Origin of the sequence: Nakamurella flava, assembly GCF_005298075.1 — a bacterium.
Classification (GTDB): domain Bacteria; phylum Actinomycetota; class Actinomycetes; order Mycobacteriales; family Nakamurellaceae; genus Nakamurella; species Nakamurella flava.
Genome location: NZ_SZZH01000001.1, coordinates 1261185 through 1286506, shown reverse-complemented (window position 1 = coordinate 1286506; position 25322 = coordinate 1261185). Strand labels below are relative to the sequence as shown.

24 protein-coding genes and 2 tRNA genes are annotated in these 25322 nt (G+C 71.3%); 20 read left to right on the top strand and 6 right to left on the bottom strand.

Going from position 1 to position 25322, the window contains the following annotated elements; all coding sequences use genetic code 11:
- Window positions 1-76 precede the first annotated feature (76 nt).
- The 5 genes from FDO65_RS05770 to FDO65_RS05750 all read left to right on the top strand — a co-directional run bounded on the left by FDO65_RS05770 (window position 77) and on the right by FDO65_RS05750 (window position 7045).
- Window positions 77-1240, top strand: coding sequence for an exonuclease SbcCD subunit D (locus FDO65_RS05770; protein ID WP_137448443.1), 1164 nt, complete (start codon window positions 77-79; stop codon window positions 1238-1240).
- Window positions 1237-4503 carry an AAA family ATPase gene (locus tag FDO65_RS05765; protein WP_137448442.1) on the top strand — a complete coding sequence of 1089 codons (3267 nt, stop codon included), beginning with the start codon at window positions 1237-1239 and terminating at the stop codon, window positions 4501-4503. Before FDO65_RS05770 ends, FDO65_RS05765 begins: the two co-directional genes overlap by 4 nt.
- A gap of 4 nt (window positions 4504-4507) precedes the next feature.
- Window positions 4508-4861, top strand: coding sequence for an antibiotic biosynthesis monooxygenase (locus FDO65_RS05760; RefSeq protein ID WP_137448441.1), 354 nt, complete (start codon window positions 4508-4510; stop codon window positions 4859-4861).
- A 99-nt stretch (window positions 4862-4960) separates the two neighbouring features.
- Window positions 4961-6346 carry a glycine--tRNA ligase gene (locus FDO65_RS05755; RefSeq protein WP_137448440.1) on the top strand — a complete coding sequence of 462 codons (1386 nt, stop codon included), beginning with the start codon at window positions 4961-4963 and terminating at the stop codon, window positions 6344-6346.
- An 81-nt stretch (window positions 6347-6427) separates the two neighbouring features.
- Window positions 6428-7045, top strand: a complete 618-nt coding sequence (locus tag FDO65_RS05750) for a maltokinase N-terminal cap-like domain-containing protein (RefSeq protein ID WP_137448439.1) — start codon at window positions 6428-6430, stop codon at window positions 7043-7045.
- Between the two features lie 10 nt (window positions 7046-7055).
- On the opposite strand, the gene FDO65_RS05745 is transcribed toward FDO65_RS05750, so the two are convergent.
- On the bottom strand, window positions 7056-8645 hold the full coding sequence (locus tag FDO65_RS05745) for a M1 family metallopeptidase (RefSeq protein ID WP_166442048.1): 1590 nt from the start codon (window positions 8643-8645) through the stop codon (window positions 7056-7058).
- Between the two features lie 210 nt (window positions 8646-8855).
- Here FDO65_RS05745 and FDO65_RS05740 point away from each other — a divergent pair, with 210 nt between their 5' ends.
- The 5 genes from FDO65_RS05740 to FDO65_RS05720 all read left to right on the top strand — a co-directional run bounded on the left by FDO65_RS05740 (window position 8856) and on the right by FDO65_RS05720 (window position 14501).
- The gene (locus FDO65_RS05740) at window positions 8856-9437 is read left to right on the top strand and encodes a YdcF family protein (protein WP_240757450.1); all 582 of its coding nucleotides are present in this window, start codon (window positions 8856-8858) and stop codon (window positions 9435-9437) included.
- Window positions 9434-10744 carry a deoxyguanosinetriphosphate triphosphohydrolase gene (locus tag FDO65_RS05735; RefSeq protein ID WP_137448436.1) on the top strand — a complete coding sequence of 437 codons (1311 nt, stop codon included), beginning with the start codon at window positions 9434-9436 and terminating at the stop codon, window positions 10742-10744. Before FDO65_RS05740 ends, FDO65_RS05735 begins: the two co-directional genes overlap by 4 nt.
- Window positions 10745-10814: 70 nt before the next feature.
- Window positions 10815-12830, top strand: a complete 2016-nt coding sequence (gene dnaG, locus FDO65_RS05730) for a DNA primase (protein WP_137448435.1) — start codon at window positions 10815-10817, stop codon at window positions 12828-12830.
- Window positions 12831-12912: 82 nt separating this feature from the next.
- On the top strand, window positions 12913-13644 hold the full coding sequence (locus FDO65_RS05725; RefSeq protein WP_137448434.1) for a hypothetical protein: 732 nt from the start codon (window positions 12913-12915) through the stop codon (window positions 13642-13644).
- A gap of 173 nt (window positions 13645-13817) precedes the next feature.
- Window positions 13818-14501: a DUF1707 SHOCT-like domain-containing protein gene (locus tag FDO65_RS05720; protein WP_240757449.1), complete on the top strand. Its 684-nt coding sequence runs from the start codon at window positions 13818-13820 to the stop codon at window positions 14499-14501.
- Between the two features lie 16 nt (window positions 14502-14517).
- On the opposite strand, the gene FDO65_RS05715 is transcribed toward FDO65_RS05720, so the two are convergent.
- Both FDO65_RS05715 and FDO65_RS05710 read right to left on the bottom strand, forming a co-directional pair.
- A complete protein-coding gene (locus FDO65_RS05715) occupies window positions 14518-14979 on the bottom strand; it encodes a Gmad2 immunoglobulin-like domain-containing protein (protein ID WP_137448433.1) in 462 nt (153 codons plus the stop codon).
- 74 nt (window positions 14980-15053) lie between these two features.
- Window positions 15054-15233, bottom strand: a complete 180-nt coding sequence (locus FDO65_RS05710; RefSeq protein ID WP_137448432.1) for a hypothetical protein — start codon at window positions 15231-15233, stop codon at window positions 15054-15056.
- Window positions 15234-15418: 185 nt separating this feature from the next.
- Between FDO65_RS05710 and FDO65_RS05705 the strand changes: the two genes are divergently transcribed.
- A tRNA-Asn gene (locus tag FDO65_RS05705) sits at window positions 15419-15491 on the top strand.
- 53 nt (window positions 15492-15544) lie between these two features.
- Window positions 15545-15619, top strand: a tRNA-Ile gene (locus tag FDO65_RS05700).
- Between the two features lie 34 nt (window positions 15620-15653).
- On the opposite strand, the gene FDO65_RS05695 is transcribed toward FDO65_RS05700, so the two are convergent.
- Window positions 15654-16328: a CatA-like O-acetyltransferase gene (locus FDO65_RS05695; RefSeq protein ID WP_137449505.1), complete on the bottom strand. Its 675-nt coding sequence runs from the start codon at window positions 16326-16328 to the stop codon at window positions 15654-15656.
- Window positions 16329-16654: 326 nt separating this feature from the next.
- Between FDO65_RS05695 and FDO65_RS05690 the strand changes: the two genes are divergently transcribed.
- The 6 genes from FDO65_RS05690 to idi all read left to right on the top strand — a co-directional run bounded on the left by FDO65_RS05690 (window position 16655) and on the right by idi (window position 22700).
- On the top strand, window positions 16655-17158 hold the full coding sequence (locus FDO65_RS05690) for a hypothetical protein (protein ID WP_137448431.1): 504 nt from the start codon (window positions 16655-16657) through the stop codon (window positions 17156-17158).
- Between the two features lie 190 nt (window positions 17159-17348).
- Complete coding sequence (locus FDO65_RS05685; protein ID WP_420847520.1) at window positions 17349-18011, top strand: GntR family transcriptional regulator; 663 nt, start codon at window positions 17349-17351, stop codon at window positions 18009-18011.
- A gap of 69 nt (window positions 18012-18080) precedes the next feature.
- Complete coding sequence (locus FDO65_RS05680) at window positions 18081-19499, top strand: allophanate hydrolase (RefSeq protein ID WP_137448429.1); 1419 nt, start codon at window positions 18081-18083, stop codon at window positions 19497-19499.
- Between the two features lie 79 nt (window positions 19500-19578).
- Complete coding sequence (locus FDO65_RS05675; RefSeq protein WP_137448428.1) at window positions 19579-20304, top strand: cysteine hydrolase family protein; 726 nt, start codon at window positions 19579-19581, stop codon at window positions 20302-20304.
- Window positions 20305-20315: 11 nt separating this feature from the next.
- On the top strand, window positions 20316-21914 hold the full coding sequence (locus FDO65_RS05670; RefSeq protein ID WP_240757447.1) for a regulator: 1599 nt from the start codon (window positions 20316-20318) through the stop codon (window positions 21912-21914).
- 165 nt (window positions 21915-22079) lie between these two features.
- A complete protein-coding gene (idi, locus tag FDO65_RS05665) occupies window positions 22080-22700 on the top strand; it encodes an isopentenyl-diphosphate Delta-isomerase (RefSeq protein ID WP_137449504.1) in 621 nt (206 codons plus the stop codon).
- An 8-nt stretch (window positions 22701-22708) separates the two neighbouring features.
- Here the strand turns inward: idi and FDO65_RS05660 are convergent, their stop codons facing one another.
- The gene (locus FDO65_RS05660; RefSeq protein ID WP_137448427.1) at window positions 22709-23251 is read right to left on the bottom strand and encodes a DUF1697 domain-containing protein; all 543 of its coding nucleotides are present in this window, start codon (window positions 23249-23251) and stop codon (window positions 22709-22711) included.
- Between the two features lie 28 nt (window positions 23252-23279).
- Window positions 23280-24215 carry a LysR family transcriptional regulator gene (locus FDO65_RS22040; protein WP_166442047.1) on the bottom strand — a complete coding sequence of 312 codons (936 nt, stop codon included), beginning with the start codon at window positions 24213-24215 and terminating at the stop codon, window positions 23280-23282.
- Between the two features lie 89 nt (window positions 24216-24304).
- On the opposite strand from FDO65_RS22040, the gene FDO65_RS22035 reads away from it, so the two are divergent.
- Both FDO65_RS22035 and FDO65_RS05650 read left to right on the top strand, forming a co-directional pair.
- Window positions 24305-24496: a hypothetical protein gene (locus FDO65_RS22035; RefSeq protein ID WP_166442046.1), complete on the top strand. Its 192-nt coding sequence runs from the start codon at window positions 24305-24307 to the stop codon at window positions 24494-24496.
- Window positions 24497-24735: 239 nt separating this feature from the next.
- The gene (locus FDO65_RS05650; protein WP_240757445.1) at window positions 24736-25224 is read left to right on the top strand and encodes a DUF3145 domain-containing protein; all 489 of its coding nucleotides are present in this window, start codon (window positions 24736-24738) and stop codon (window positions 25222-25224) included.
- Window positions 25225-25322: the final 98 nt, after the last annotated feature.

Below are 25322 nucleotides of genomic sequence, written 5' to 3'. Positions count from 1 at the left end.
GGTCGTCCCACCGACCGGCAACACGCCGAACCGCGCGGAGAACCCGCTGTCGGACACTCGACCTACGGTTCTGATCATGCGATTGCTGCACACCTCCGACTGGCACCTGGGCCGGACGTTCCACGGTCACAGCCTGCTGGCGGAGCAGCAGGCCGTGCTCGATGCGGTGATCGATCTGGCCGTGGCCGAGCGGGTCGACGCCGTCCTCGTCTCCGGGGACCTCTACGACCGGGCGGTGCCGTCGCCGGAGACGGTGCAGACGGCGTCGCGGGTGCTGGCCCGGCTGGCTGGCGCGGGGATCCCGGTCGTGGTGATCGCCGGCAACCACGATTCCGCCCCCCGGCTAGGCGCGTTCACCGAGTTCCTGGCCGCCGGCGGCCTGCACCTGCGGACCCGGCCGGCGGACGTCGCCACCCCGGTGCTGCTACCGATGGCCGACGCCCCGGAAGCTGCGGCGGTGGCCGTCTACGCGATCCCCTACCTGGAACCGGAGCTGGTGCGGGACGAGTGGGCGCTGAGCGGGCGGCTGCATCATCAGGACGTGATGGCGGCCGCCATGGACCGGATTCGGGCCGACCTGGCCGCCCGGCCGAGGGGCACGCGGTCGGTGGTCCTGGCCCACGCGTTCGTCGTCGGGGCGATGCCCGGTGGGTCGGAGCGCTCTATTGCGGTCGGGGGCGTCGAGTCGGTGACGGCCGACGTCTTCGACGGGGTCGACTACGTCGCCCTGGGGCATCTGCACCGGCCACAGGCCGTGACGCCCACCATCCGTTACCCCGGATCGCCGCTGCCGTACTCGTTCTCGGAGGCCGGTCAGACCAAGCAGGTGCTGCTGGTCGAACTGGCGCCTGGGGACGTCCTTCCCGTCGTCACGTCCCGCGACCTGCCGGCGAGCCGCCGCCTGGTGACCGTGCGCGGCGAGCTGGCCGATCTGCTGACCAGAACGGATCTGGCCGACGCCTGGGTGGCGGCGCAACTCACCGATCCGGTCCGGCCGGTGGAACCGATGCGCCGGCTGCAGGCGGTCCTACCGCACACGGTGAACGTCCAGTGGGTACCCGAAGCCGTCCCGCCGGGACCGGGGACCGCCGCGACGTCCGGGACGCGGGCCGCTCCGGACGACCTGACGGTGGTGGAGGCGTTCCTGCAGGACTGCCGGGGTTCGGCCCCCATCCCGTCGGAGGTCGCTCTGCTGGCAGCGGCCATCCAGTCGGGCCGCGTCACCGAGGCCGTCCGATGAGGCTGCACCGTCTGGAGATCGAAGCCTTCGGCCCGTACCCCGGTCGGGTCGAGGTCGACTTCGACCGGCTCGGCGCCGATGGGCTGTTCCTGCTGCACGGCGACACGGGTGCCGGGAAGACGACTGTGCTCGATGCCGTCGCGTTCGCCCTCTTCGGTCGGGTCCCCGGGGCTCGCCACGAGGCCCGGCGGTTGCGGTGCGACCAGGCCACACCCGAGCAGCGCACCGAGGTTCGTCTGCTGGCGACCCTGGGCGGGTCCCGGGTGGAGATCGTGCGGGCACCGGAATACCAGCGTCCGAAGACGCGGGGAACCGGGACCACCCTGGAACGGGCGCGGGTCCTGCTCCGCTTCCTGGATGCCGCTCCGGACGGCCGCCCGCCGTCCGGATTGTCGAGGGCTGCCGAGGTCGGCGACACGGTCGCCGACCTGCTGGGGATGTCGGCGGACCAGTTCTTCCAGGTGGTGCTGCTTCCACAGGGAGACTTCGCCCGCTTCCTGCGGGCCGACACCGCCGAGCGTGCCGTCCTGCTGGAGAAGCTCTTCGACACCGGTCGCTTCGGGGCCATCGAGGAGTGGTTCGCCGAGCGCCGCCGATCAGCGACCGCCGAACTGCGTTCCGCCGACGATGCGGTCCGCGAGTTGGTCGCCCGGGTGGCTGAGGCCGCGCACCGCGAGCCCCCGGAGGATGCCGATCCGACCTGGGTCGCCGACCTGCGCGATCGGCTGGCTGATGAGGCCGATCTGACCGCGGCGGTGGCCCGAACCGCCGCCCGTGATCACGCGGCGGCGGGGGAACAACTCCGGTCCGCCCGGGCCGACGCCGAACGGCGCGCGCGGTGGGTCGGTCTGCACGCCGAGCTGGCCGATGTCGAACAGTCGGCCGTCCGGTTCACCCAGCATCCGGTGCGGATCGACCGGCACCAGCGCGCCCACCCGGTGACCACCGCGCAGGCCCAGGTGGTCACTGCCCGGGCCGAGGTCCGGGAACTCTCGGCGTCCAGGCAGCGCGCCCACCAGCGCTTCCGCGCCGTCCGCGCCACCGCGCCGGCGGGAGCCGTGGACGAGACCATGGATGCACTGCTGCCGGCTCCACCAGGCCAGCGCGCACCGGTATCGACCGGCGCCTCGGCAGCGCATCAGCCTGATCCGGCGGTCCTGCGGCGCGCGGCGGTCGCCGACCGGGAACGGGCCGGCGAACTGGTCGCCCTGTCCTCGCTGGCCCAGGAGCAGGCCGCGGACTCCCAGCGGTGGGCCGACGCCCGCCGACGACACCACCGCGCCGAGACGGAGGCCGCGGAGATCGAGCAGGCCCTCGTCGGTCTGCCCGAACGGATCGCTGCCCTGACCGACCAGGTCGGTCGGGCCCGCGCCGCCCGCGAAGAGCTACCCGAGGCGCGGCGAACAGTGGAGTCACTGCAACGGCTGACCGACGCGGTGGCCGCCGTGCCGCAGTCCCGTCGTGACCTCGACCGGTCCGAGCGCCGTCGCCAGGCCGCGGTCACGGCCCATCAGGCGGCCGTCGACGCCAGTCAGACGCTGATCGAGCGGCGGCTGGCCGGCATCGCCGCGGAGCTGGCCGCCCAGCTGGTCGACGGGGCCGATTGCCCGGTCTGCGGTTCCGAATCGCACCCGTCGCCCGCCGCGCCCGGGGGGTCGCCGGTTGGTCCGGCCGAACTGCGCGGCGCGGAACAGCGGGTGAAAGAGACAGCGACCGAACGGGAATCAGCGGCCGCCGCTCACGCCCAGCAGTACAGCCGTCTGCGGCAGTTGCTCGACGCCGCCATGGCCGAGCCGTATCGAGCGGTCGCGAGCGAGTCGCAGGACGAGCCGGCCACCGCGACCACCGATCCATCGGCCACAGCCGACGACGTGCCGTTCACCCTCTTCGACCCGACCGACCCCGCGGTTCTGGCCGGTGCGCCCGGCGCCGCTGGCGGCGGAGCGGTCGAGCCCGACGACGCCGCAGCGGACGATCTCGATGCGCTGCTCGACCGACTGCCCGACATCGCCGACGTCCGGGCACGACTCCGCGAAGCGGCCGCCCGCCTGGACGAACTGGTCACGGTGTCCGGCCAGTGCACGGCCCTGGGCGAACGCCTCGATGCCGCGACCCGGCAGTTGTACGACGCGGGCCTGCGGAGGGAGGGCGTCACGGCCCGGCTGACGGCCGTGCAGAGCGAGATCGAGGCGCTGACGGCCGTCCTGCGGGACCGCAAGGCGCGACTGGCCGACGCCGCCGGCGGTTTCCCGGACATCGGTGCCCGACGCCGGTACCTCCAGGACCGTGCGCGGGCGGCCGAGGAACTGGCCGACGCCGCCGACCGTCATGACGAGGCCCACCGACGGTTGGTCGACGCCCAGCGGCGCCTCGACGACACCGTTCGGACGGCCGGATTCGCCGGCCTGGACGACGCCCTGACCGCGGCCGCCGAGGACGCCGATCAGCTGGCTGAGGAGCTGCGAGCCGCCGAGGATCGCCGAACCCGGGTGCTGGCGCGGTTGGCCGACCCCGTCTTCGCCGATCTGCGTTCCGACCTCGAAGGTGCGGACGTCGATCTGTCCGCGCTGGCCGACCGGGCCGCCGCCGCTCGGTCACTGACCGAGGAGACCGCCGCTCTGGCGGTCGCCGCCGTCACCCGCCGGGACCGGGTGCGGCACCTGGCCGGTCGACTCCTGCAGGCCTGGGAGGCACGGCGACCCCTGGCCGCCGCGGCCGCCGAGGTGGGGGCCCTGGCCGAGACACTGGCCGGGCGCGGCCAGAACGGTCCGGGACTGGCGCTGCGCACCTATGTGCTGGCCGCCCGACTGCGGCAGGTCACCGATGCCGCCGGGGCACACCTGACCCGCATGTCGGCCGGTCGCTACGGCTTCGTCCCCACGACCGAGCGGGAGTACCGGGGCAAGGCCGGGGGATTGGGCATCGACATCGTCGACGGGTGGTCCGGGCGGATCCGCTCGGTGAAGACGCTGTCGGGGGGAGAGTCCTTCCTGGCGTCCCTGGCGTTGGCCCTCGGCTTGGCCGACGTGGTCGCGGCGGAGTCCGGCGGCCGCGTTCTGGACACCCTCTTCGTGGACGAGGGGTTCGGCAGCCTGGACACGGATGCTCTCGACCTGGTGATGGATACGCTGGACGACCTGCGGGCAGCCGGTCGCGTCGTCGGGGTCGTCTCCCACGTGCCCGAACTCCGGCAGCGCATCTCGAGCCGGCTGTCGGTGCATCGCTCGGCCAGTGGCTCGACGCTGCGGACGGAGGTGGCGTGAGCCGATGTTCCTGCTCGTGATCACCGTCCGGTTCCCCGCTGTCGACCGGGAGCTCGCCGAGGCCGGCGCGGATGCCATGGTCGCCGCGCTGGCCGCGCAACCGCAGACCCGAAGGCTGCGGTGGGCCCGATCCACCGAGGACCAGGACCTGCGCGTGCTGGTGGCCGAGTTCGACTCGGCCGCGGCCTACCGGTCCGCCACCTCACCGATGGAGGTCCGGGCCACGCTCATCCCCTGGCTGTCCGGGGCGACGGAGCCGGCCATCACGGCGACCAGTGCCGTCTACGAGGTCGACGCGGTCGCCGACGACGGGGTGCTCAGCCTCCTCGACCCCATCGTTCCGGTCCCCGGCCGCTGACCCCCCGACCGGCGGGTCCGGTCCCGCAGGCGTCAGAACGGGGCGTCCGGGCTGAGTACCCTCGACACGCACCGTCAGTTCCAGACAGGAGTACTCGCCGTGGCACCCGCCAACCGCATTGATGCCGTCGTATCGCTCGCCAAGCGGAGAGGTTTCGTCTTCCCCAGCGGTGAGATCTACGGGGGCACCAGGTCGGCGTGGGACTACGGTCCGCTGGGCGTCGAACTGAAGGAGAACATCAAGCGGCAGTGGTGGGCGTCCGTCGTCCGCGGCCGGGACGACGTCGTCGGCCTCGACTCCTCGATCATCCTGCCCCGCCAGGTGTGGGTGGCCTCCGGCCACGTCGGCGCGTTCACCGACCCGCTCACCGAATGCCTGAGCTGTCACAAGCGTTTTCGCGCCGATCATCTCGAGGAGGAATTCGAGGAGAAGAAGGGGCGTGCCCCGGAGAACGGTCTCGCGGACATCAGCTGCCCGAATTGTGGTGTGCGCGGCCAGTGGACCGAGTCCCGCAATTTCGACATGATGTTGAAGACCTATCTCGGGCCGGTCGAGGACGAGAGCGGTTTGCACTATCTCCGCCCGGAGACGGCGCAGGGCATCTTCGTCAACTTCCAGAACGTGATGGGTTCGGCCCGGCGCAAGCCGCCGTTCGGCATCGGTCAGATCGGCAAGTCGTTCCGCAACGAGATCACCCCCGGCAACTTCATCTTCCGGACCCGCGAGTTCGAGCAGATGGAGATGGAGTTCTTCGTCCAGCCCGGTACCGACGAGGAATGGCACCAGTACTGGATCGACGAGCGCACCCGCTGGTACGTCGATCTGGGTGTCGACGCCGACAATCTGCGTCATTTCGAGCATCCGAAAGAAAAGCTGTCGCATTACTCGAAGCGCACCGTCGACATCGAGTACCGCTTCGGATTCCAGGGCAGCGAATGGGGCGAACTCGAAGGCATCGCCAACCGCACCGATTTCGACTTGTCCACCCATTCGCAGCATTCCGGGAGTGATCTGTCGTACTTCGACCAGACCACCGGTGAGCGCTGGATGCCGTACGTCATCGAGCCGGCAGCCGGCCTGACCCGGTCGTTGATGACCTTCCTCATCGACGCGTACGCCGAGGACGAGGCCCCGAACACCAAGGGCGGGGTGGACAAGCGCACGGTGCTGCGGCTCGACCCGCGGTTGTCGCCGGTCAAGGCGGCGGTGCTCCCGCTGTCCCGGAACGCCGACCTGACGCCGATCGCCCGCGACCTGGCCGCTTCCCTGCGCAAGACCTGGAACGTCGACTTCGACGACGCCGGTCAGATCGGGCGGCGTTACCGCCGCCAGGACGAGATCGGGACGCCATTCTGCATCACCGTCGACTTCGACACCGCCACCGACCAGGCCGTCACCATCCGCGAGCGGGACACGATGGGGCAGGAGCGGATCGCGCTCGATCAGGTGCAGTCCTACCTGGCCGCCCGCCTGATCGGCGCCTGACGGGATGCGCCGATCAGGCCCGCCGCCCAGCCGGCCGGGACGGCACCGTCCACCGCACGACCGGGATACAGGGAGACGACCGTGGCGATCATCCACCACGCCGAGCTGACCCCAAGCAAGCCGGAGACCCTGGCCGCCTGGGTGCCCCGGCAGTCGTGGTTCGTCGGTGACGCCAGCGTGGGCCCGGAGATCCTCGGCTCGCCGCGGCTCGACGACCCGGACGGTCAGGTCGGCGTCGAGACCTTCTTCGTCCGCTTCGGTGACGGCCCGGTCCTACAGGTGCCGGTGACCTACCGCGGTGTCCCACTCGACGGGGTCGACCCGATCGGCGTCATGGAGCACTCCGTTCTGGGTCGACGTTACGTCTACGACGGCATCACCGATCCGGTCTACGTCGGCACCGTCGTGGCGGCGATCGACGGCGGTGGCCGAGAGGCGGAGTTGATCCGCGACGGCGAACATCTCCCCACCCGGGGCGAACTGCGGGGCGTGCCTGCGGGTGCCGCCCGGGTGCCCGGTCTGGATCCCCGCCGCGCCGTCGTTCCCGAAGAAGCCGGCGAGGTAGCGGTGATGACGTTCCCCGGCGGGGCCCTGCGCGTGTGGCGTCACCCGTCGACCGGCGAGGACATCGGCTCCGGTGCACGGCTGGTCGGTGCGTGGCGGGGTGGCCCCACCGTGCTGTTGGCCGAACTGGTCTGACCTGGGCCGCTCAGCCGCCCAGGGATCCCGGGGTCCGATAGGGCTCGTCCGGGACGGTGGTCGACCGGAACCAGGCGTCCAGGAACGGCTTCATGTCCCGGCCGGCGATGCTCGAGGTGTAGTTCTCGAATTCCGTCCAGTCGACGACCTGCCCGCCGTGGGTCGCCGGCCACCCCTTGAGCAGCGCGAAGAAGGCCTCGTCGCCCATCTCCGCCCGCAGGGCGTGCACTGCGAGCGGACCCCGGTCGTAGACGCGGGTGAACTCCTCACCCGCGCCCATGTCGACGAGTGGCGACCGCCAGAACCGGGCTTCGCGCACGGTGTCGGCCATGGCCACCTTCCAGCGGGCGTCCAGGTCGACCCCATTGGTGCGGGCGTCCCACAACCATTCGGCGTACGAGGCGAAGCACTCGTTGAGGCAGATGTCGGCCCAGCGGTCGATGCTGACGAGGTCGCCGTACCACTGGTGGGCCTGTTCATGGGCCACGATGCCGATACTCGTCCCGGCGAAATAGACCGGGCGGCTGGCGGTTTCGAGGGCAAAGCCGAGGTCCTGCCCCGGGAAGATGCCGCCTGCGGAGTCGTACGGGTAGGGGCCGAACCATTCCTCCAGTGCCGCGATGACTTCTCGCGTGCTCTCCGCCGCGGCGCGGTCCCCGACGGCGGTGGGGCCCAGGGCGCTGACGATCGGGGTCCCGTCGGCGAGCTGGTCCGTCAGGACGGTGAACTTGTCGACGTACACGGTGGTCAGGTAGCTGGCGATGGGCTTGTCGATGGCCCACCGGAAGACGGTGGATCCAGCGGGGGCCGCGGGCAGGCCGTCGGTCTGCTGGCGGCCGTTGGAGATGACCTGCCATCCCTCGGGGACCGTCATGGTGACCGCGAAGGTCGCCGGGTCGGAGGGGTGCTCGTTGACCGGGTACCAGGCCGATGCCGAGAACGGTTCCCCGACGGCCAGCGCGCCCCCGCCGTCGAGGTGATACCAGCCGCCGTCGCCGAGTCCGCCGGTCCCGCCGTCGACGACCGTGGGGTTGCCGGCGTAGGTGACGGTGACGGTCAAGGCCGAACCAGCCGCCGCCAGGTCGGCCGGGGTGATGACGAGTTCGTCCTCGTCGTGCTCGACGTCGGCGGCGGGGGCGCCGTTCACGGTGACCGCACTGACGTCCATGGCCCCGGACAGATCGAGGTTGAACCGGCTGAGCCCCTCGGTGGACAGCACCGTGCCGGTGATGGTGGTGGTGGCCGAGAAGTCGTTGCTGACCGGGTCGTACCGGGCGTCGACGTCGTAGGCGTCGACCTGGTAGCCGCCGTTACCGGACAGCGGGTAATAGGGGTCGCCGATCCCGTCGTCGCCGATGGTGCCGACCGCGCCGTCGGGTTCCCGGGCGGCCGCGGTGGTGGGCGCCGCGGAGGAGGTGGTGCTCGGGACGTCGGTTGCCGAGGGAATTGCGGAACTGCTGGTGGCCAGTGGACTGCCGACGGTGGCGCGACCGGCGACGGTGGACGAGCAGGCCGTGGCCAGGCACACGATGGCCAGACCCGCCGACATCCGCCGTCGACGGACCCACCTGCGGCCACTTGCCCCCCGCGCCGTTGCCATGCCCCGACCGTACCCAGCGTCGGTCACGTCCATGTCGCGGGCGACGGTGCCGCCGCCCCATCGCCCCGCAGACGCGCCCGGGTCGGTGACATCGCCACCGGGAGAGTGGGGACATCCCGCGGCCCCGTTAGCCTGGCGGAGCCCGAACGGCGGACGACAGACGGGGGAGGCATGCGGACCGCGGTGCGATGCGGCGCGGGAGCGCTCCTGGTGGCGACCCTCATCGCCGGCCTGGTCGGCTGGCGGGTGGTGCGTGCGGCGATGGCGGACCTGGCCCTGCCGGCCGGCGCGGCCGACGCCATCGTGGTGCTCGGCGCCGCCCAGTACGACGGGGACCCGTCGCCGGTGTACCGGGCCCGCCTCGATCACGCCAAGGATCTCTACGACAGGGGAGTCGCGAGCCGGGTGGTCACCATCGGCGGGGGCAAGTCGGCCGACCGCACGACGGAGGGAGCCGCCGGCCGCGATTACCTGCTGGCAGCGGGTCTGCCGGCCGAGGCGCTCGTCGCCGTCGGTACCGGCTCGGACACGCTGGTCAGTCTGCGGGCGGCACGCACCGACCTGGCCGCCCGCGGCTGGGACGACATCGTGGTGGTCACCGATCCGGCGCACGCGGCCCGGGCCTCGCTCATGGCGCGGGACCTCGGATTCGACGCCAAGGTGTCACCGGTGCGGACCGGCCCGTCGGTGGACCCCGATCTGCAGCCCCGCTACCTGTTCCGCGAGACCCTCGCCACGCTCTTCTATCTCGCCGTCGGCGGTTCGTCCGGCCTCGGCTCCCCGGTCCTGTGACCGGATACCGCTACACCGACGACGACACGGCCCGGGTCCTGGCCGAGTCGGTCAAGACCGCCGCCTTCGTGGCGGTCGGCAGTCCCGACCATCGCGCGCCGGCCCCGGGCAGGTCCCACCGGACACCGTTCGCCCGTGACCGGGCCCGGGTGCTGCATTCGGGTGCGTTCCGTCGCTTGGCCGGCAAGACGCAGGTGGTCGGTCCGGACGGCACTCCGGACGACCTGGCCGTCCCGCGGACCCGGCTCACCCACTCGCTGGAGGTCGCGCAGATCGCCCGGGAGATCGGTCACGAACTGGGGTGCGACGCGGATCTGGTCGACCTGGCCGGGTTGGCCCACGACATCGGGCATCCGCCGTTCGGCCACAACGGCGAGGCGGCGCTGAACGCGGCCGGCGCGGCGGCCGGGGGATTCGAGGCGAACGCGCAGAACCTGCGGTTGCTGACCCGATTGGAAGCCAAGGTCGTCGGCCCCGACGGGACGCCGGGTGGACTGAACCTGACGCGGGCCTCCCTGGACGCCGTGGTGAAGTACCCGTGGCCGCGGCCGGACGGTGGCGGCAAGTTCGGGGTGTACGTCGACGAGCTGACGGTCTTCGGCTGGCTCCGCGACCCGGGTCGTGGGCGGCGGCTGTGCCTGGAGGCGCAGGTCATGGACTGGGCCGACGATGTCGCCTACTCCGTGCACGACGTCGAGGACGGGATCGAGGCCGGGCGGGTCGACCTGGCCCGGTTGGCGGACCCGGAGGAACGCCTGGCGGTCGCCACCCAGGCCGCCCCGTACTCGTCGGAGTCGGTGGCCGATCTGGCCGTCGTGCTGGCCGATCTGCTGGCCCTGCCGGGCGTCGCCGACTGCCTACCGGCGATCGGGGAGCCGGGTTCGGCGGGTCGGGTGGCCACCAAGCGGTTCACCAGCGAGCTGACCGGTCGGCTGGCGACGGGCGTGATCGCCAGCACCCAAGCGGTCGCCGGTCCCGGACCGCTCGGCCGTTACGACGCCGACCTGGTCGTCCCGCGCCGACTGCGCGCCGAGGTGGCCATGTTGAAGGCGATCGCCGTGCGGTACGTGATGGGTGACCCGCACCGGTTGCGGGGGCAGGTGCGGGAGCAGGAGTTGCTGGCCGAACTGGTCGGTGCCATCACCGAACGGGGCGCCGCAGCCCTGGACGCGGCGTTCGTGCCGGCGTTCCAGGCGGCGGCCGACGACGCCCAACGGCTCCGGGTGGCGCTCGATCAGGTCTCGCTGCTCACCGACGCGCAGGCGGTCGCCCGCCACCACCGCCTGATCGGGGTGGGCACGCGGTGACCCCTGCGTCGGTCGTCCACATTCCGTGACCGTTCTGAGACCGGGCCGACACTCGTTCTAGACTGCCAGGATGGCCGGCCGGATCTCCGACAGTGATCGTGAGAAGGTCCGCGACGCCAATCGGATCGAGACCGTGGTCGGTGAGTACGTCGCGTTGCGCAACGCCGGCGGCGGCAACCTGAAGGGTCTGTGCCCGTTTCACGACGAGCGCACGCCGTCTTTCCAGGTCACCCCGGCCCGCGGGTTCTACCACTGCTTCGGCTGCGGGGAGGGCGGCGACGTCTTCCGCTTCCTGCAGCAGATCGAGCACCTGACGTTCGTCGAGTCGGTGCAGCGGTTGGCCGATCGCAGCGGCATCACGCTGAGCCTGGTGGAAGGGGGGTCGTCGACCCAGTCCGATCGCGGATCCCGGGCCCGGTTGCTGGCGGCGAACACGGCTGCTGCCGAGTTCTACGCCGAGCGGCTACGCACCCCGGAGGCGGCGAAGGCCCGGGACTTCCTCGCCGAACGCGGGTTCGACGCGGCGGCGGCCACCCACTTCGGCTGCGGCTACGCGCCGGACGGCTGGGACGTGCTGACCAAGGCCCTGCTGGGCAAGGGGTTCACCGCGGCCGAGCTGACGAAGGCCGGGTTGAGCCGGATGGGCCAGCGCGGGCCGATCGACCAGTTCCACCGGCGGCTGACCTGGGCGATCCGGGATGCCGCGGGTGACGTCGTCGGGTTCGGCGCGCGTCGGCTGTACGACGACGACCGCTCCCCGGCGAAGTACCTCAACACTCCCGAGACCCCGCTTTACCGCAAGTCGCAGGTGCTCTTCGGACTGGACCTGGCCAAGCGGGAGATCGCCCGGCAGCGGCGGGCCGTGGTCGTCGAGGGCTACACCGACGTGATGGCGATGCACCTGGCCGGGGTGACGACGGCGGTCGCGTCGTGCGGAACGGCGTTCGGCGAGGACCACATCGGCATCCTGCGCCGGTACCTGCTCGACTCGGACGTCATCCGCGGTGAGGTCGTCTACACCTTCGACGGGGACGCCGCCGGGCAGAAGGCCGCGCTGAAGGCGTTCGACTCGGACCAGAAGTTCGCCGCCAACACCTTCATCGCGGTCGCACCGGCCGGTATGGACCCGTGCGAGATGCGGCAGGCCCGCGGCGACGACGCGGTGCGGGCGCTGGTGGAGCAGCGCAAGCCACTGTTCGCCTTCGCCATCACCAGCGCCCTGGCCGGTTACGACCTGGACACCGCCGAGGGACGGGTCGCCGCGACCACCCACACCGTCCCGTTGGTCGCGCGCATCAAGGAAGCGCCGCTGCGGGACGAGTACACCCGGGAGCTCGCCGGATGGCTGGGGGTCGAGTTGGATCCGCTGCGCCTGCGGGTCCGCCAGGAGACCGAGCGGTTCGAGCAGCAGCAGCGCCGTGAGCGGGACCGACCCGCCGAACCCGGTCCGCGGGCGCGCGACTCCCGGTCGGCCTACCGCTCGGACACCCCCGACCCGCGGGCCGCCGGCAGCGGCCGTCAGGGCGCCGATGTGCAGGACGATCGTCCGGACGACGCCGGGAGCCCGGGGGACGAGCCGGGGACGGCCGCGGTCGCCCGGCCGAATCCACGGGATCCGCGGACCGAACCCGAGCGCGAGGCACTGAAACTGGTCCTGCAGCAACCGGATCTGGTCGCCGACGGGTATGAGCAGGTGGAGCCGGAGGCGTTCACGGCTCCGGCGTACGGGCGGGTGCACGAAGCGGTCCTGGCCGCCGGCGGACCGCAGTCGGGTCGACAGGGCAGCGCCTGGTTGGAGGCGGTGTCCGAGTCGTTGCCGGCGGGTGTGCTGCGGTCGCTGGTCAGCGAGCTGGCCGTGGAACCCCTGCGGCACACCGTCGACCAGGCGGACGCCCAGTACGCGGGCGCCATCCTGGCCCGGATGGCGTGGCGGATCGCGGTGCTGGAGGTGAAGCGGTTGCAGTCGGAGTTACAGCGTGCGGAGGCCACCGGCGACCGGGAGCGGGCGCAGGACCTGGCGCGGGATCTGAGTCAGATGGTGTTGTATCGCAACGCGTTGGCCGACCGAGCCAAAGGCGAGGCCTGAGAGCGGCTGACGGCAGGTCGGGCGGTCGGCCAACGGGTCGATCGAGACGGTGCGCAATGGGTACGCAAACGGGAAGGTGCAGATGTCCCCGTCGCAGGGTGGAGCGGTCGAACGGCGAGCCCGCCGGGATGGCGACCGGTCGTGGTCGTTCGGGTTGTTTCGGCGTCGGGCGGCGCTGCCGCCGTCCCTGACGGCGCAGCTCGACCCCCAGGAGGACGTGCAGGCAGTGGCGACCTGCACAGACGGCACGCTGTTGGCCGTGTCCCGGTTCGGCCTCTGGGTGGTGCCGCACGGCACACCCGAGGTGGCGGCCGGCGCGCCGACCCACCCGGAGTTGTGGGGTGAGCCGGAACGCCTGCGGTGGCAGCACATTTCGAAGGCCCGACTGGCGGCGCGCGTGCTGGCCGTCACCTACGCCCGACCGGTCGGGACGTTCGAGGCGTTCGGCCACCCCGACGGTCTGGTGGTGCTCGCCGACGAACCGGAACGGTCCTTCCCGCTCAGTGTGCGCAGCGGGTTGACCGACGCTGTGCACACCCGCGTCCGCCGGTCGGTCGCAGCCAGCCGCCGGGTCGACTGGGCGGGCGGCGGCGGTTGGGTGGTGCTGCGTCGGGTGCCCGGTCAGGACGGGCTGACGCCCCAGGTGCGGGTCGATCCGGGGATGAATCCGCAGTCGCCGGGGTTCCTGGCCGCCGCCGCGGTAGTGGCCGCCGAGCTCTCGGCCGCGCCGCTGGAGGATCGGCCGGCCCGGGCGCAGTCGGGCCGGCGGGCCCGGCGTCCCGGCCGGGTCGATCCGGCCGGATCCGCCGGCTGACCGCCTGCCACCTGCAACGAAGGGCCCCAGATCCACGCTGGTGGCGTCCCGGATCCACATGTGGCCGGCTCCCGGGATGCTCTTGTGGGTTCCAGACGTCGCCGGACCCGCAATCCTGGGCCGTTGGCAGCCGGGGGACCGCCTCGTCGAGCCGGGTGGCTACCATCGGTCGGGTGACGATCGAGCCCGGCAATTCCGTCGAACCGACCAGGATGCGGGCGTCGAACGACGACCGCGAACAGGTGGCCCGGACGCTGAACACGGCGATGGCCGAAGGCCGACTGACCCCGGTGGAACTGGCCGAACGTCTGGACCAGGTCTATGCCGCCCGGACGCTGGGGGAGTTGGAGCCGCTGACCCGGGACCTGCCCGAGCATCGGCCGCTGATCCCACCGGCGATCTCCGCACCGGAATCGGCGGCCCGGTCGGCTTCTCCGAATGCGCCGGCGGCTCCGGTCCGTCGCATCGGCGGTGCCGCCACCTCGAGTGGGGCAGTCGCCGTCATGTCCGGCGCGCAGCGCAAAGGCCCCTGGGGAGTGCCGGCCCAGTTCAACGCGGTGGCGTTCTGGGGCGGGGTGGAACTGGATCTCACGCAGGCCACCTTCGCCACCCCGACGGTCACCATCACCGCGGTGGCCATCATGGGCGGCATCGAGATCGTGGTGCCCGACGACGTCACGGTCGTGTGCAACGGGGTCGGCATCATGGGCGGGTTCGACGACAAGGCCCACGTGCAGGGACCGCCCGGAGCGCCGGTCATCCGGGTCAACGGGTTGGCGTTCTGGGGTGGGGTCGAGATCAAGCGGGCCAAGCCCCGGGCCGTCGAGGGTGACGGACGGATCTCCCTGGAGAAGTGACGCCGACGCGGGCCGTTCAGACGGGAACGCGCAGCAGTTGGTCGATCTCGATCTGATCGGGGTCGACGAGGTGGCTGGCGGCGACGATGCGCTCGACGGTGGAACCGTGACGTTCGGCGATCGCGGTCAGCGTGTCACCCGCCTGCACCCGAACCGGACGGTAGCCGGCGGCACCGGAGATCGCGATCACCGGGACGCCGGCGGGACGCGGGGCCGCGCCGGACGGGTCGTCGGCCCAGATCTCGACGGTGGCCGGTCCGTTGTGGCCGTGCTCGGGCACGCTCAGCGTGGTCGCGAACGGGCTCATGGCCCCGCCCGACCCGGCGGTGAACATGCCTTCGGCCAGGGTGCGTCCGCCCCCGACGAGCCGCCAGCCCCAGCTGGCCTCGAACGCAATCCCGACCCCGGCAACGCCGATGGCGGTGCCGACGATGTCGCCGTCCTGTGGTTGGCGAATCGCTAGCGCGTCATCAGTCATGAACGCACAGTAGCGATATATCGGGGTGACGGGGGTCGCTCGATCAGGGCAATCAATGCGTACGGATGGGAAGTTCAGCTGCCGGAACGGCCGACCAGCTGACTCACCTTCGCCTGCACCACGCCGGCCGCGCCCTGCACCGCGGGATGGTCGGCCACCGTGTTCGCGGCCTTCTTGATCTGCTCGTAACGCTGTCGACCCGCGCGCGAGCCGAGGACGTACCCCACGGCGATTCCCAGACCCAACCGGAACATGTACTGACCTCCTGCTTGCACGGTCCCCGGGGGGATCGGTCCATCCTCCCCCATCGGGTGACGTCGCGGCACCGTCGTGAGACCTGGCGCCGGCCTCGCCCGCGGTTCTGCTCCAGGCCTGTGACCAGCCGATTCGTACCGGGACCGTCGGTGGTCTATGCTGATTCGGCGCTGCTGCGCAGCGTTCCCCTGTAGCTCAATTGGCAGAGCATCCGACTGTTAATCGGACGGTTGTTGGTTCGAGTCCAACCGGGGGAGCAGGAACGTCACGGCCCTTTCGGCATCACGCCGGAGGGGCCGTCGTCCGTTCCGGGGCGGTAGCTCAGTTGGTCAGAGCAGCGGACTCATAATCCGTCAGGTCGTGGGTTCGAGCCCCACCCGCCCCACTCTTCGGATTGCCGGCGGCGCCGGTTGCGCCGGTCAGCCTCCGTGGCGGACGAACGCAGCCACGTCGGCGAGTTCACGCGCGAAGTCCGCCAGCAGCCGACTGGCGTGGAACCCGTCCGCGACGGCGTGGTGCACCTGCAGGGCCACGGGCATGAGCGTGCGTCCGTCCCGCCGGGCGTAGCGGCCCAGGGTGATGATGGGGGCCAGATGGCTGTGCCCGTCCCGGATGTCGAGGGTGAAGCCGGTGAACGACGTCCACGGCAGGCTCGAGACGTCGAACGTGTTCGGCGGGGGATCACCCTGAGGGAACAGTTCCGTCGCCGACCGGTGCGTGGTCAGCAGGTCGGCGGCTGCGCGGTGGAACGCGCAGAGGTCGGTCGCGTACGGAACCCAGACGCTGGCGAACGTCTCCCGCTCCGGGTTGAACACCGTGAGACTCGGGTGCACCACGTCCCACACCGCGGGGGTGTCGTCGTCGTCGACGAACATCCGGAACTCCTCGTGCCGATTGACAACGGTGGCGAGCGCCCAGATCTGTGCGGGGTAGGTCTTCAGGGGCGAGTCGGCCAGGGCAGCCGCGAAGTCGGTGACGTCGAGCTCGACCGTGAGGGAGAAGGTGCACGGCACCTGACGCAGATAGTGCTCGAAGTGGGGCCGACGCGGCCAGGTGTCGAGTACGACTGGGCGATGACCGGGCATGAGGCCCATCGTCGGCCCCGTCCGCCGATCGGTCACCTGCATATCGGAGTGCTGGAAGTCACTCGGGTTGGCATCGGAAGCTTCCCGCGACGGACCGTCGCCACAAGGTCGGGCGAAGAGAGTGCGGGACCCACCCCAACCGGGAACTGTCAGCCGGACGGTGACTCGACGTCACGGAACCCCCGTCGAACCACAGCCCGACGGCGACGACATACCCCCGTCCGGCGGACTAGGCCGAATGAGGAACCGGTCGTACCGTCGGGGGACAGTGTGCGGCCGTTGATCGCGGTGCGGGGACCTTCGGTTGCGCCCCACACTCCCGGGAAGGAGATGCCGTGTTGAACGGTGCCCCGATCAACCCTGACCCCTCCGACGGTCACATCCGCCCTCCTCGACCCGCTGACGACCTCCCGGTCGCGACGCGTCCGGCCCCGGATGAGGCGGAGGTCTTCGACCGGCTGGCCCGCCTCGAGGACCGGGTCCATACCTTCGGGAACCGGCTCTCGGACACCGGGGAGGACCTATCGGACACGCTGGAGCAACTGGTCCACGAGATCGTCTGCCTGCGGGAGCGGGTGACCACCGACGTGCCGGCGAACCGAGACGAGTCGCCGCGCACGACCGGGGGCCGGCCGATCGCCGGACCCGCCCCGGCGCCGCCCGAGATGCCCGGACTGGCCACGCTCTATGGGTCGTTGATCCAGTTCACCGCGGGGTCCTGGTGGGAACACGTCATCCGGCCGACCCTGCGTCGTGCCGTGGACCGGTCGGCCGCGGCATCATCGACCCGCGATGTTCGGCCCCGGGCCGACGAGTTCGCCGTGGGGTCGGCTCGCTGAACCCCACCTCTCCCGGCTCGGTGACCCGCGACGCCCACGACGGCCCGATCGAGACCTGCCCTCCTACACTGGCGGGCATGGTCGGCAGAGCGGGGTCAAACGACGCTCGCGAGTTCCGGGATCGGGGTGCCGAGTGACGTCCTTCGCCGCGACGTCCCCGGGCTGGACCACGGTCTCCCCGGATGAGGAGCTGTTCGCCCCCAGCCTGGTCGAGGTCGCCACCCGCCGCCTGCGCGACGAGATCCTCAGCGGTCAGCTGCAACCCGGGGAGCGGCTCATCGAGGAGTCGATCCGGCAGCGTTTCGCCATCAGCCGCGCCCCGTTACGTGAGGCCCTGCGGCTACTGGCCCAGCAGGGGCTGGTCGAGCACCTGCCCCGCCGGGGAGCGCGGGTCGCCACCTGGTCCGAGATCGACATCACGCAGCTGTTCGAGGTGCGGGCCGTGCTCGAACGCCACGCCGTCGTCTCGACGTTCCCGTTGACGCCGGCACCCGGCGTCGACGCACTGATCGAGGTGCGCAGACATCTGCAGCGCATGCGCGACGCCGACGCGGCCGGTGACCAGCTGGGCAAGGACGATGCCCACCGGGACTTCCACGCCGCGATCGTGGCGCTTGCCGGCAACCGCCAACTCGACCTCGCTCTGGAGCCCATCCTGTTGAAGCTGCAGCGCCCGATGGCGATCAATCTGCGCCGCGAAGCGCACCTCGTCGGGCCCGAGGAGGGGCTGCGGCGTCATGAAGCCATCCTGGCCGCGCTCGAGACCAACGACGCCGCCGTCATTCTCCGCGCTCTCACCGATCATGGCGGCCAGCGGTTCCTCGCTCCGCCCGCCGAGCGCGCCGGGCGGTAACGGGTCCCGTAACAGGACGTTGACACGGCAGGCCTTCCCTCGCAACGCAGATTGTCGACAATCGACCGCATGACGGCCACGGCCGGGCTCGCCCCGGATACCGCAAGCCCCCCGGTCACCCCGACCCCGGAAGGTCCCGGACCCACCCTCGGCCCGTCGATCGAGGACCTCCTCACCGCCTACCGATCGGGGGAGCGGACCCCCACCGACACGGTCCTCGCCGTGCTCGCCGCCATCGACGAGCGGGGCGCTGACGGGACCTGGATCACCGTCGTCGAACGCGACCGGCTGCTGCGGCGGGCTCGCGACATGGAGCAGCACACCGACCCGACAACCCTGCCGCTGTACGGCATCCCGTTCGGGGTCAAGGACAGTCTCGACGTCGCCGGCCTGCCGACGACGCTGGCCTGCCCCGAGTTCGCGTACGTTCCGGACTCCACCGCCCCGGCCGTCCAGCGGCTGATCGACGCCGGCGCCATCTGCATCGGCAAGACCAACCTCGACCAGTTCGCCACCGGGCTGAACGGCACCCGCACGCCCTACCCGGTACCGCGCAGCGTCTACGGGCAGGGATTGATTTCCGGGGGATCCAGCTCGGGCTCCGCGCTGGCCGTCGCTCTCGGTCAGGTGCCGTTCGCCGTGGCCACCGACACCGCCGGCTCCGGGCGAGTGCCGCCGGCGCTCAACGGCATCGTCGGCTACAAGCCCAGCCGCGGATTGCTCAGCACCGTCGGTCTGGTCCCCGCCTGTCGCTCGCTGGACTGCGTCACCCTGATCGCCGGCCGGGTCGCGGACCTGACCGTGCCGTTCGACGTGATGGCCGCGGTCGACCTCGACGACCCGTACACCCGGGAACGTCGCCCGGACACCACACCGTCGAGCGATGTGCGCGTCGGCCTGCCCGACCCGGACGAGCTGCAGTTCTTCGGCGACAACGTCATGCGTGATGCGCACCTCACGGCCAGAGCGCTGCTGCGGCAAGTGTGCTCGACGGTCGATGCGCCGCTGGCCCCGTTCACCGCGGCCGGTGAACTGCTCTACGCCGGGCCGTGGGTGGCCGAGCGCCTGACCGAGTTCCGCGACTTCGTCACCGACCACGCCGACGCCATCGTCCCCGTGGTCCGCGACATCCTGCAGGGCGGCAGCCGGTACGACGCGCTCGACGTGTTCGCCGCTCAGCACCGACTGGGTGAGCTGAAGGCCCAGGTCGCGCACCTGTGGCAGCAGATGGACGTGCTCGTCCTGCCGACCATCGGGACCACCTTCACCGTCGACGAGGTGCTGGCCGACCCGATCGCCACCAACACCGTGCTCGGCCACTACACGCATTTCGGCAACCTGCTCGACCTGTGCGGTGTCGCCGTCCCGGCCGGACTGACCACCGATGGGCGACCGGTGTCGCTGATGATCCTCGGCCCGGCGCTGGCCGACGATCGCATCCTCGCCCTGGCGGCCGCCTGGTCCGCGGCCATCAGATCCACTCGCTGACCAGGCCACCGACGGTCCGGCGCAGTGAGGCGTCGGGCCGCCTGCCGTTCCATCCACCCCACCCCTCCGGGAGCCGCCCATGTCCGCCCCGCTCGTCCCGGCCGAACCCTCGCCGTTCCCGGTGCCGCTGGACTCCACCGCCCTGGTCATCATCGACATGCAACGAGACTTCCTGCTGCCCGGGGGATTCGGCGAGACCCTGGGCAACGACGTCGACCAACTCGCCGCCGTCGTCCCACCCCTGGTCACGCTGCTGTCTGCGGCCCGCGCGGCGGGGATGACCGTCATCCACACCCGTGAGGGCCACGTCCCGGACCTGTCCGACTGTCCACCGGCCAAACTCCGGCGGGGCAAGCCGTCGATCCGCATCGGCGACGACGGGCCCCTCGGCCGCATCCTCGTCCGCGGTGAGTACGGCCACGACATCGTCGACGAGCTGGCCCCGTTGCCCGGCGAGACCGTCCTGGACAAGCCCGGCAAAGGCGCGTTCTACGGCACCGATCTCGCCGGCATCCTCGACCGGGCGGGCATCACCCGCCTCATCGTCACCGGCGTCACCACCGAGGTGTGCGTGCACACCACCGTCCGGGAGGCCAATGACCGCGGATACGACTGCCTGGTCGTCTCCGACTGCGTCGGTTCGTACTTCCCGGAGTTCCAGCGCATCGGTCTGGAGATGATCAAGGCGCAGGGCGGGATCTTCGGCTGGGTGGCCGATTCCGCCGCCGTCCGCGCCGCACTGCCAGCTGCCCCGGCCGCGGTCGCTCCCGGTGAAACCCCCCTTCCCATCAGCGCTTCCGCCTGAGAGGCATCACGATGCAGCTTCCCTCCCTGCGCTCGGGGTCGGGCCCCGAGAACGCCCTCAAACTGCCGGTCTGGACCCGGGGCGAGACCAACGCGTTCTTCGGTCTGGCCTTCAACATCCTGGTCAACGTCCTGACCCTCACCACACTGCTCATCGTCGTCGTGCAGCTGCCGACCGCCGATGTCCTCGGTACCGTGCTGCCCGCCCTCGGGATCGCCCTGGTGGTCGGCAACGTCTACTACACGGTTCTCGCCCGGCGGCTGGCGCGCCGCGAGAACCGTTCGGACGTCACGGCTCTGCCCTACGGGCCGAGCGTGCCGCACATGTTCATCGTCGTCTTCGTCATCATGCTGCCGATCTTCCTGGCCACCGGGGATCCGGTGCGGGCCTGGGAGGCCGGCCTGGCCTGGTGCTTCGTCATCGGGGTCATCGTCCTCATCGGCGCGTTCATCGGGCCGTTCATCCGCCGGATCACGCCGCGCGCGGCGATGCTGGGCACCCTGGCCGGCATCTCGATCACCTTCATCGCCATGCGCCCGGCCGGGCAGATCTGGGACGCCGCCTGGATCGGTCTGCCCGTCCTGGGGATCATCCTGGTCGGGTTCTTCACCAACATCCGCCTGCCCGGCGGCATCCCCATCGGTCTGGCCGCCCTGCTGGTCGGCACCGCCATCGGCTGGATCGGCGGATACATGTCGGTCCCCGACGTGACCGCCGCGGTGTCGAACATCGCTGTGGCCGTCCCGACCCTGCACGTCGACCTGCTGCTCAACGGGCTGTCCGACCTCGCCCCACTCCTGGCCACCGCCATCCCGCTCGGGGTCTACAACTTCGCCGAGGCGATGAGCAACGTCGAGAGCGCGGCCGCCGCCGGTGACAGCTACAACCTGCGCAGTGTGCTGCTGGCCGACGGAGCCGGCGCCATCATCGGGTCGGCCCTCGGATCCCCCTTCCCGCCCGCTGTCTACATCGGTCACCCGGGGTGGAAGGAGGCCGGCGGGCGCGGCAGCTACTCGATGGCCAGCGGCCTGTTCATCGCCGTGCTCTGCTTCCTCGGCCTGTTCGGCGTGCTCGCCACCGTGCTGCCCACCCCGGCCATCGTCCCGATCCTGCTGTACATCGGTCTGCTGATCGGAGCCCAGGCCTTCCAGGCGGTTCCCCGCATCCAAGCGGCCGCCGTCGTCGCCGCGCTGCTCCCCAACGTCGCCTCCTGGGGCGTCGGCCAGATCGACAACGCCCTGTCCGCGGCGGGCACCACCGCTGCGCAGGTCGGCGAGACCGCGTTGTCCAACGCCGGTCTCGTGTACGGGGGGCTCAAGACCCTGGGCGAGGGTGCCGTGCTGGCCGGCATGGTGCTCGGCGCCATCGTCGCCTTCCTGTTGGAGAGGCGGTTCTACGCCTCGGCCATCGCGGCGGGGGTCGGTGCGGTGCTGTCGTTCATCGGTCTGATTCACGCGCCACAGGTCGCCTGGGCTGCCGCCCCTGGGGTCGCGCTGGGCTACGCCATGCTCGCGCTCGTCCTCGTCGCTTTCGCGGCCTGGCACGGTACCCGCCCCGCCGCCGACGCCGTCGTCGCCGACCAGGCCGATCGGAAGGCCGAAGCCCACTGACGATCCGAGCCGGTTCGCGCCGCCTTGCGTGGTGCGGACCGGCATCGGCGTCCCGGCGAACCCCGCGGTGAACGAACCGACCGTCCCCGTGGGCCGTCGGCGCTGGGTACTGTCGGCCAGGTGGCCACTGCTCCGTTGCCCCCGTCCGTCCGCACCGTCCCGGAGATCCCGCTGTCTGCGCCGACGAACTGGCTCCCCGACGAACAGGTCGTCCTGGTCGACGATGCCGGTCAGCCGATCGGTGTCGCCCCCAAGTCCACCGTGCACGGCCCCACAACCCCACGCCACCTTGCCTTCTCGTGTTACCTGTTCGCCGACGACGGTCTGGTACCCGGCCCGTCGGGGCCGACCCTCGCCGCCGGCGGGGCGGCGCCGCGTCTGCTCATGACCCATCGCGCCGCCACCAAGTCGACGTTCCCCGGGGTGCTCACCAACACCTGCTGCGGTCACCCGGCGCCCGGCGAGTCGCTCGTCGACGCCGCCACCCGCCGCCTGGTCTATGAACTGGGCATCGACCCGGCTGATGTTCCCGCGCTGGATCTCGTCCTCCCCGATTTCTCCTACCGGGCGTTCGACGGTCAGGTGGAGGAGAACGAGTTCTGCCCGGTGCTGATCGGTGTCGTCCCGGCCGGCCTCGTGACCCGCCCGCGCGCCGACGAGGTCGACGACGTCCAGTGGTGGGCGTGGGCCGACGTGCTGGCCGCGGCGGCAGACACCGACAGTCCGCTGTCGGCGTGGGCGCGACGGCAGGTCACCGCCCTGGACGGGGCCCTCCGGGCGTCCTGAGCGTGGGCTCAGGCGCCGGCCAGCTCGAGCAGCTTGTTGACGGTGTTCCAGTTCCGCATCGTCACCGTCACCCTCAGCCGGCGGTCCCAGTCGATCCGCGACAGGGGACCCTTGGAGATGCCGTTCGGACACCACAGGTAGAGGTGGTCCCCGATCAGCTCGGCTCGATCCGGGGCGGTGTCCAGCCCGGCCACGGCCCGCACGGCCGCCGAATCGGGGACGTGGTCCAGGAAGCCGAGGAAGTGCTTCGCGCCGTCCGGGGCGTCGGCGGCGAACGGGTCGGCCGCCACCGCGGACCGCACCTGACTCACCGTGCGGACGAGCACCCGCGCGGGCACGCCCAACGGTCCGGCGAGGACGTCCTCGACGTGCCCGGCGACCATCAGCGGCGACCGGTCGGTCCGGATCAGCACGTTGCCGCTCCGCAGGTGGGTTCGGACGTCGACATACCCGGCCGCCCCTAGGGCGTCCCGCAGATCGGCCATCCCGACCTGCTTCGCGGTGCCCACGTTGATCCCGCGGATCAGAACCAGCAGCGTCTGTTCGGACATGCCGGACAGTCTGGCAGCGCGGTTCGGCTCAGTCGGCCGTCGAACCCGGGCGCAGAGCGTCGGCGGCGCTGCGGATCGCCGCGATGGTCGGACCGATGTGGGGCTGCTGGCCGGTCCCGGCCCGGATCCGGAGACCGATGCGGCGCACCGGGATCCGATCGGCCGGCTGCTTGCGCACGACCGGTTCGTGACGGAAGACGTGCTGCACCAGCCGGGGGAGCAGCGCGACCCCCTGACCGGCCGCGACGAGGGCGACGAGACCGACGAATTCGGTGGTGTGGTGCCGACCGCGCGGGGTGAATCCGACATCGGCACAGGCGGTGGCGGCGATCCGTGAGTACGACGATCCCGGCCGGGCCAGGATCCAGTCGTCGTCGGCCAGGTCGGCCAGCCGGACCTGACTGCGGTCGGCCAGCCGATGCCCCATCGGCAGCAGCAGGTCCATCGGGTCGTCGACCAGGTGGTCGTCCTGCAGGCGTGGGTCGGTGACGCCGCCCGGCTGCCCGAGCCGCTGCTCGCCCTCCATGATCGCGACGTCGATCCCACGCGCCAGCAGGAGGGAGTCGGCCACGAGATCCGAGTCGACGTCCTGCAACTCCGCCCGGATGCCGTGGTCGCGGGCCAGTACGTCGACGGCGGGTACGCCGAGGCGCTCGATCGCCGAATTGAAGGTGCCGACCCGGACCGACCCGCCGGTGCCCCGACGAAAGGCCGCCAGATCCGCCTCGGCGTGCTCGAGCCGGGTGAAGATCGCGTGCGCATGGCTGAGCAGGATCCGGGCCGCCTCCGTCAGCCGGACCCGCCGTCCGTCCCGTTCCAGCATGGGGGTCCCGGCCTCCCGGGCCAGCGCCGCCAGCTGTTGGGACACCGCCGACGGAGTCAGATGCACGGCCTGGGCGGTAGCGGCCACCGTCCCGCACCGATCCAGCTCCCGCAAAATCTCCAGCCGCCGGACATCGATCATGGGCAGCCTCCCATCGTGAAGTCGATCTGCATGATCAGAGACAGAAAGAGTAGATGGACGGGGAGCGATGCGGCATCGAGGCTGAGGCCATGAGCGCCTCACTGACCCTGCTGATGGTCGTCGTCCTCCTCGCCGCCCTCGCTGTCGCCGGGCCCCGATGGGGTGCCGACACCCGGTCGCCCGGTGGCTGGAACGGCTCTCGTCACGCTGCGCCGCTGTGGCCGGCCGAGTCAGCGCGTGAGCGGAGCGTGCCGGACCGCACGACATTCCCGACCCAGTGACGGAGAGTGAGATCGCGGGCGGCGATGGCTCAGATGGGTGGCCGCGCATCTCGGGGCTGGTCCACCGTCGTCCCACCATGCACAATGTCACCACGTACCACAGAGCTGGCACGCGATCGTTGATGTCGCGGGTCGGCGCGCCGGTACGAGAGCCGGGCGTGTCTGTCCCGGTGGTGCCACCGAGAGTTCGAGCATCCGCGTTGGGGAAGACGACGGAGCACGAGCGGAGGTGGAGAGACGTGACGCGAGGTGTGGTGTACGTGCACGCGGCCCCGGCGCCGCTGTGTCCGCACGTCGAGTGGGCCATCAGCGGGGTGGTCGGCACGCGGGTGTCCCTGTCGTGGACGGCTCAGCCGGCTGCGCCCGGGCTGCTGCGCGCCGATATCGGCTGGCGTGGACCCGTCGGCACCGCCGGCAAACTGGCCAAGGCGCTCACCGCCTGGCCGATGCTCCGCTTCGAGATCACCGAGGAAGCCAGCCCGGGAGTCGACGGTGAGCGCATCTGCCAGGTGCCGGGCCGCAAGGTCTGGCGATCGAGCACGTCGGCCAACGGCGACGTCGTCGTCAACGAGGATCGGCTGCGGGCCCTGCTGGCCGGCGCCACCAGCGTCGACGTCGTCCAGCACCGTCTGAACGATCTGCTCGGCACCGACGTGGACGCCGAACTCGAGCCCTACCGTCGCGCCGGGGAGGGCACCGCCGTCACCTGGCTGCACCAGGTCGGTTGACCTCCCGCGTCGGGGTCCTCGCCTGCTGAACCGTGGCGAACGGGGCGTTCATCGGGTGCGAGTCATCTCACGTCCACCGGGTTTCTGACGGCTGGTGG

What these genes read in the sequence shown, in the direction of transcription:
- FDO65_RS05770 (WP_137448443.1), top strand. Translation starts at nt 77, where the DNA reads ATGCGATTGCTGCACACCTCCGACTGGCACCTGGGCCGGACGTTCCAC.
- FDO65_RS05765 (WP_137448442.1), top strand. Translation starts at nt 1,237, where the DNA reads ATGAGGCTGCACCGTCTGGAGATCGAAGCCTTCGGCCCGTACCCCGGT.
- FDO65_RS05760 (WP_137448441.1), top strand. Translation starts at nt 4,508, where the DNA reads ATGTTCCTGCTCGTGATCACCGTCCGGTTCCCCGCTGTCGACCGGGAG.
- FDO65_RS05745 (WP_166442048.1), bottom strand. Translation starts at nt 8,645, where the DNA reads ATGGCAACGGCGCGGGGGGCAAGTGGCCGCAGGTGGGTCCGTCGACGG.
- dnaG (WP_137448435.1), top strand. Translation starts at nt 10,815, where the DNA reads ATGGCCGGCCGGATCTCCGACAGTGATCGTGAGAAGGTCCGCGACGCC.
- FDO65_RS05725 (WP_137448434.1), top strand. Translation starts at nt 12,913, where the DNA reads ATGTCCCCGTCGCAGGGTGGAGCGGTCGAACGGCGAGCCCGCCGGGAT.
- FDO65_RS05715 (WP_137448433.1), bottom strand. Translation starts at nt 14,979, where the DNA reads ATGACTGATGACGCGCTAGCGATTCGCCAACCACAGGACGGCGACATC.
- FDO65_RS05710 (WP_137448432.1), bottom strand. Translation starts at nt 15,233, where the DNA reads ATGTTCCGGTTGGGTCTGGGAATCGCCGTGGGGTACGTCCTCGGCTCG.
- FDO65_RS05695 (WP_137449505.1), bottom strand. Translation starts at nt 16,328, where the DNA reads ATGGGCCTCATGCCCGGTCATCGCCCAGTCGTACTCGACACCTGGCCG.
- FDO65_RS05680 (WP_137448429.1), top strand. Translation starts at nt 18,081, where the DNA reads ATGACGGCCACGGCCGGGCTCGCCCCGGATACCGCAAGCCCCCCGGTC.
- FDO65_RS05675 (WP_137448428.1), top strand. Translation starts at nt 19,579, where the DNA reads ATGTCCGCCCCGCTCGTCCCGGCCGAACCCTCGCCGTTCCCGGTGCCG.
- FDO65_RS05670 (WP_240757447.1), top strand. Translation starts at nt 20,316, where the DNA reads ATGCAGCTTCCCTCCCTGCGCTCGGGGTCGGGCCCCGAGAACGCCCTC.
- FDO65_RS05660 (WP_137448427.1), bottom strand. Translation starts at nt 23,251, where the DNA reads ATGTCCGAACAGACGCTGCTGGTTCTGATCCGCGGGATCAACGTGGGC.
- FDO65_RS22040 (WP_166442047.1), bottom strand. Translation starts at nt 24,215, where the DNA reads ATGATCGATGTCCGGCGGCTGGAGATTTTGCGGGAGCTGGATCGGTGC.
- FDO65_RS22035 (WP_166442046.1), top strand. Translation starts at nt 24,305, where the DNA reads ATGAGCGCCTCACTGACCCTGCTGATGGTCGTCGTCCTCCTCGCCGCC.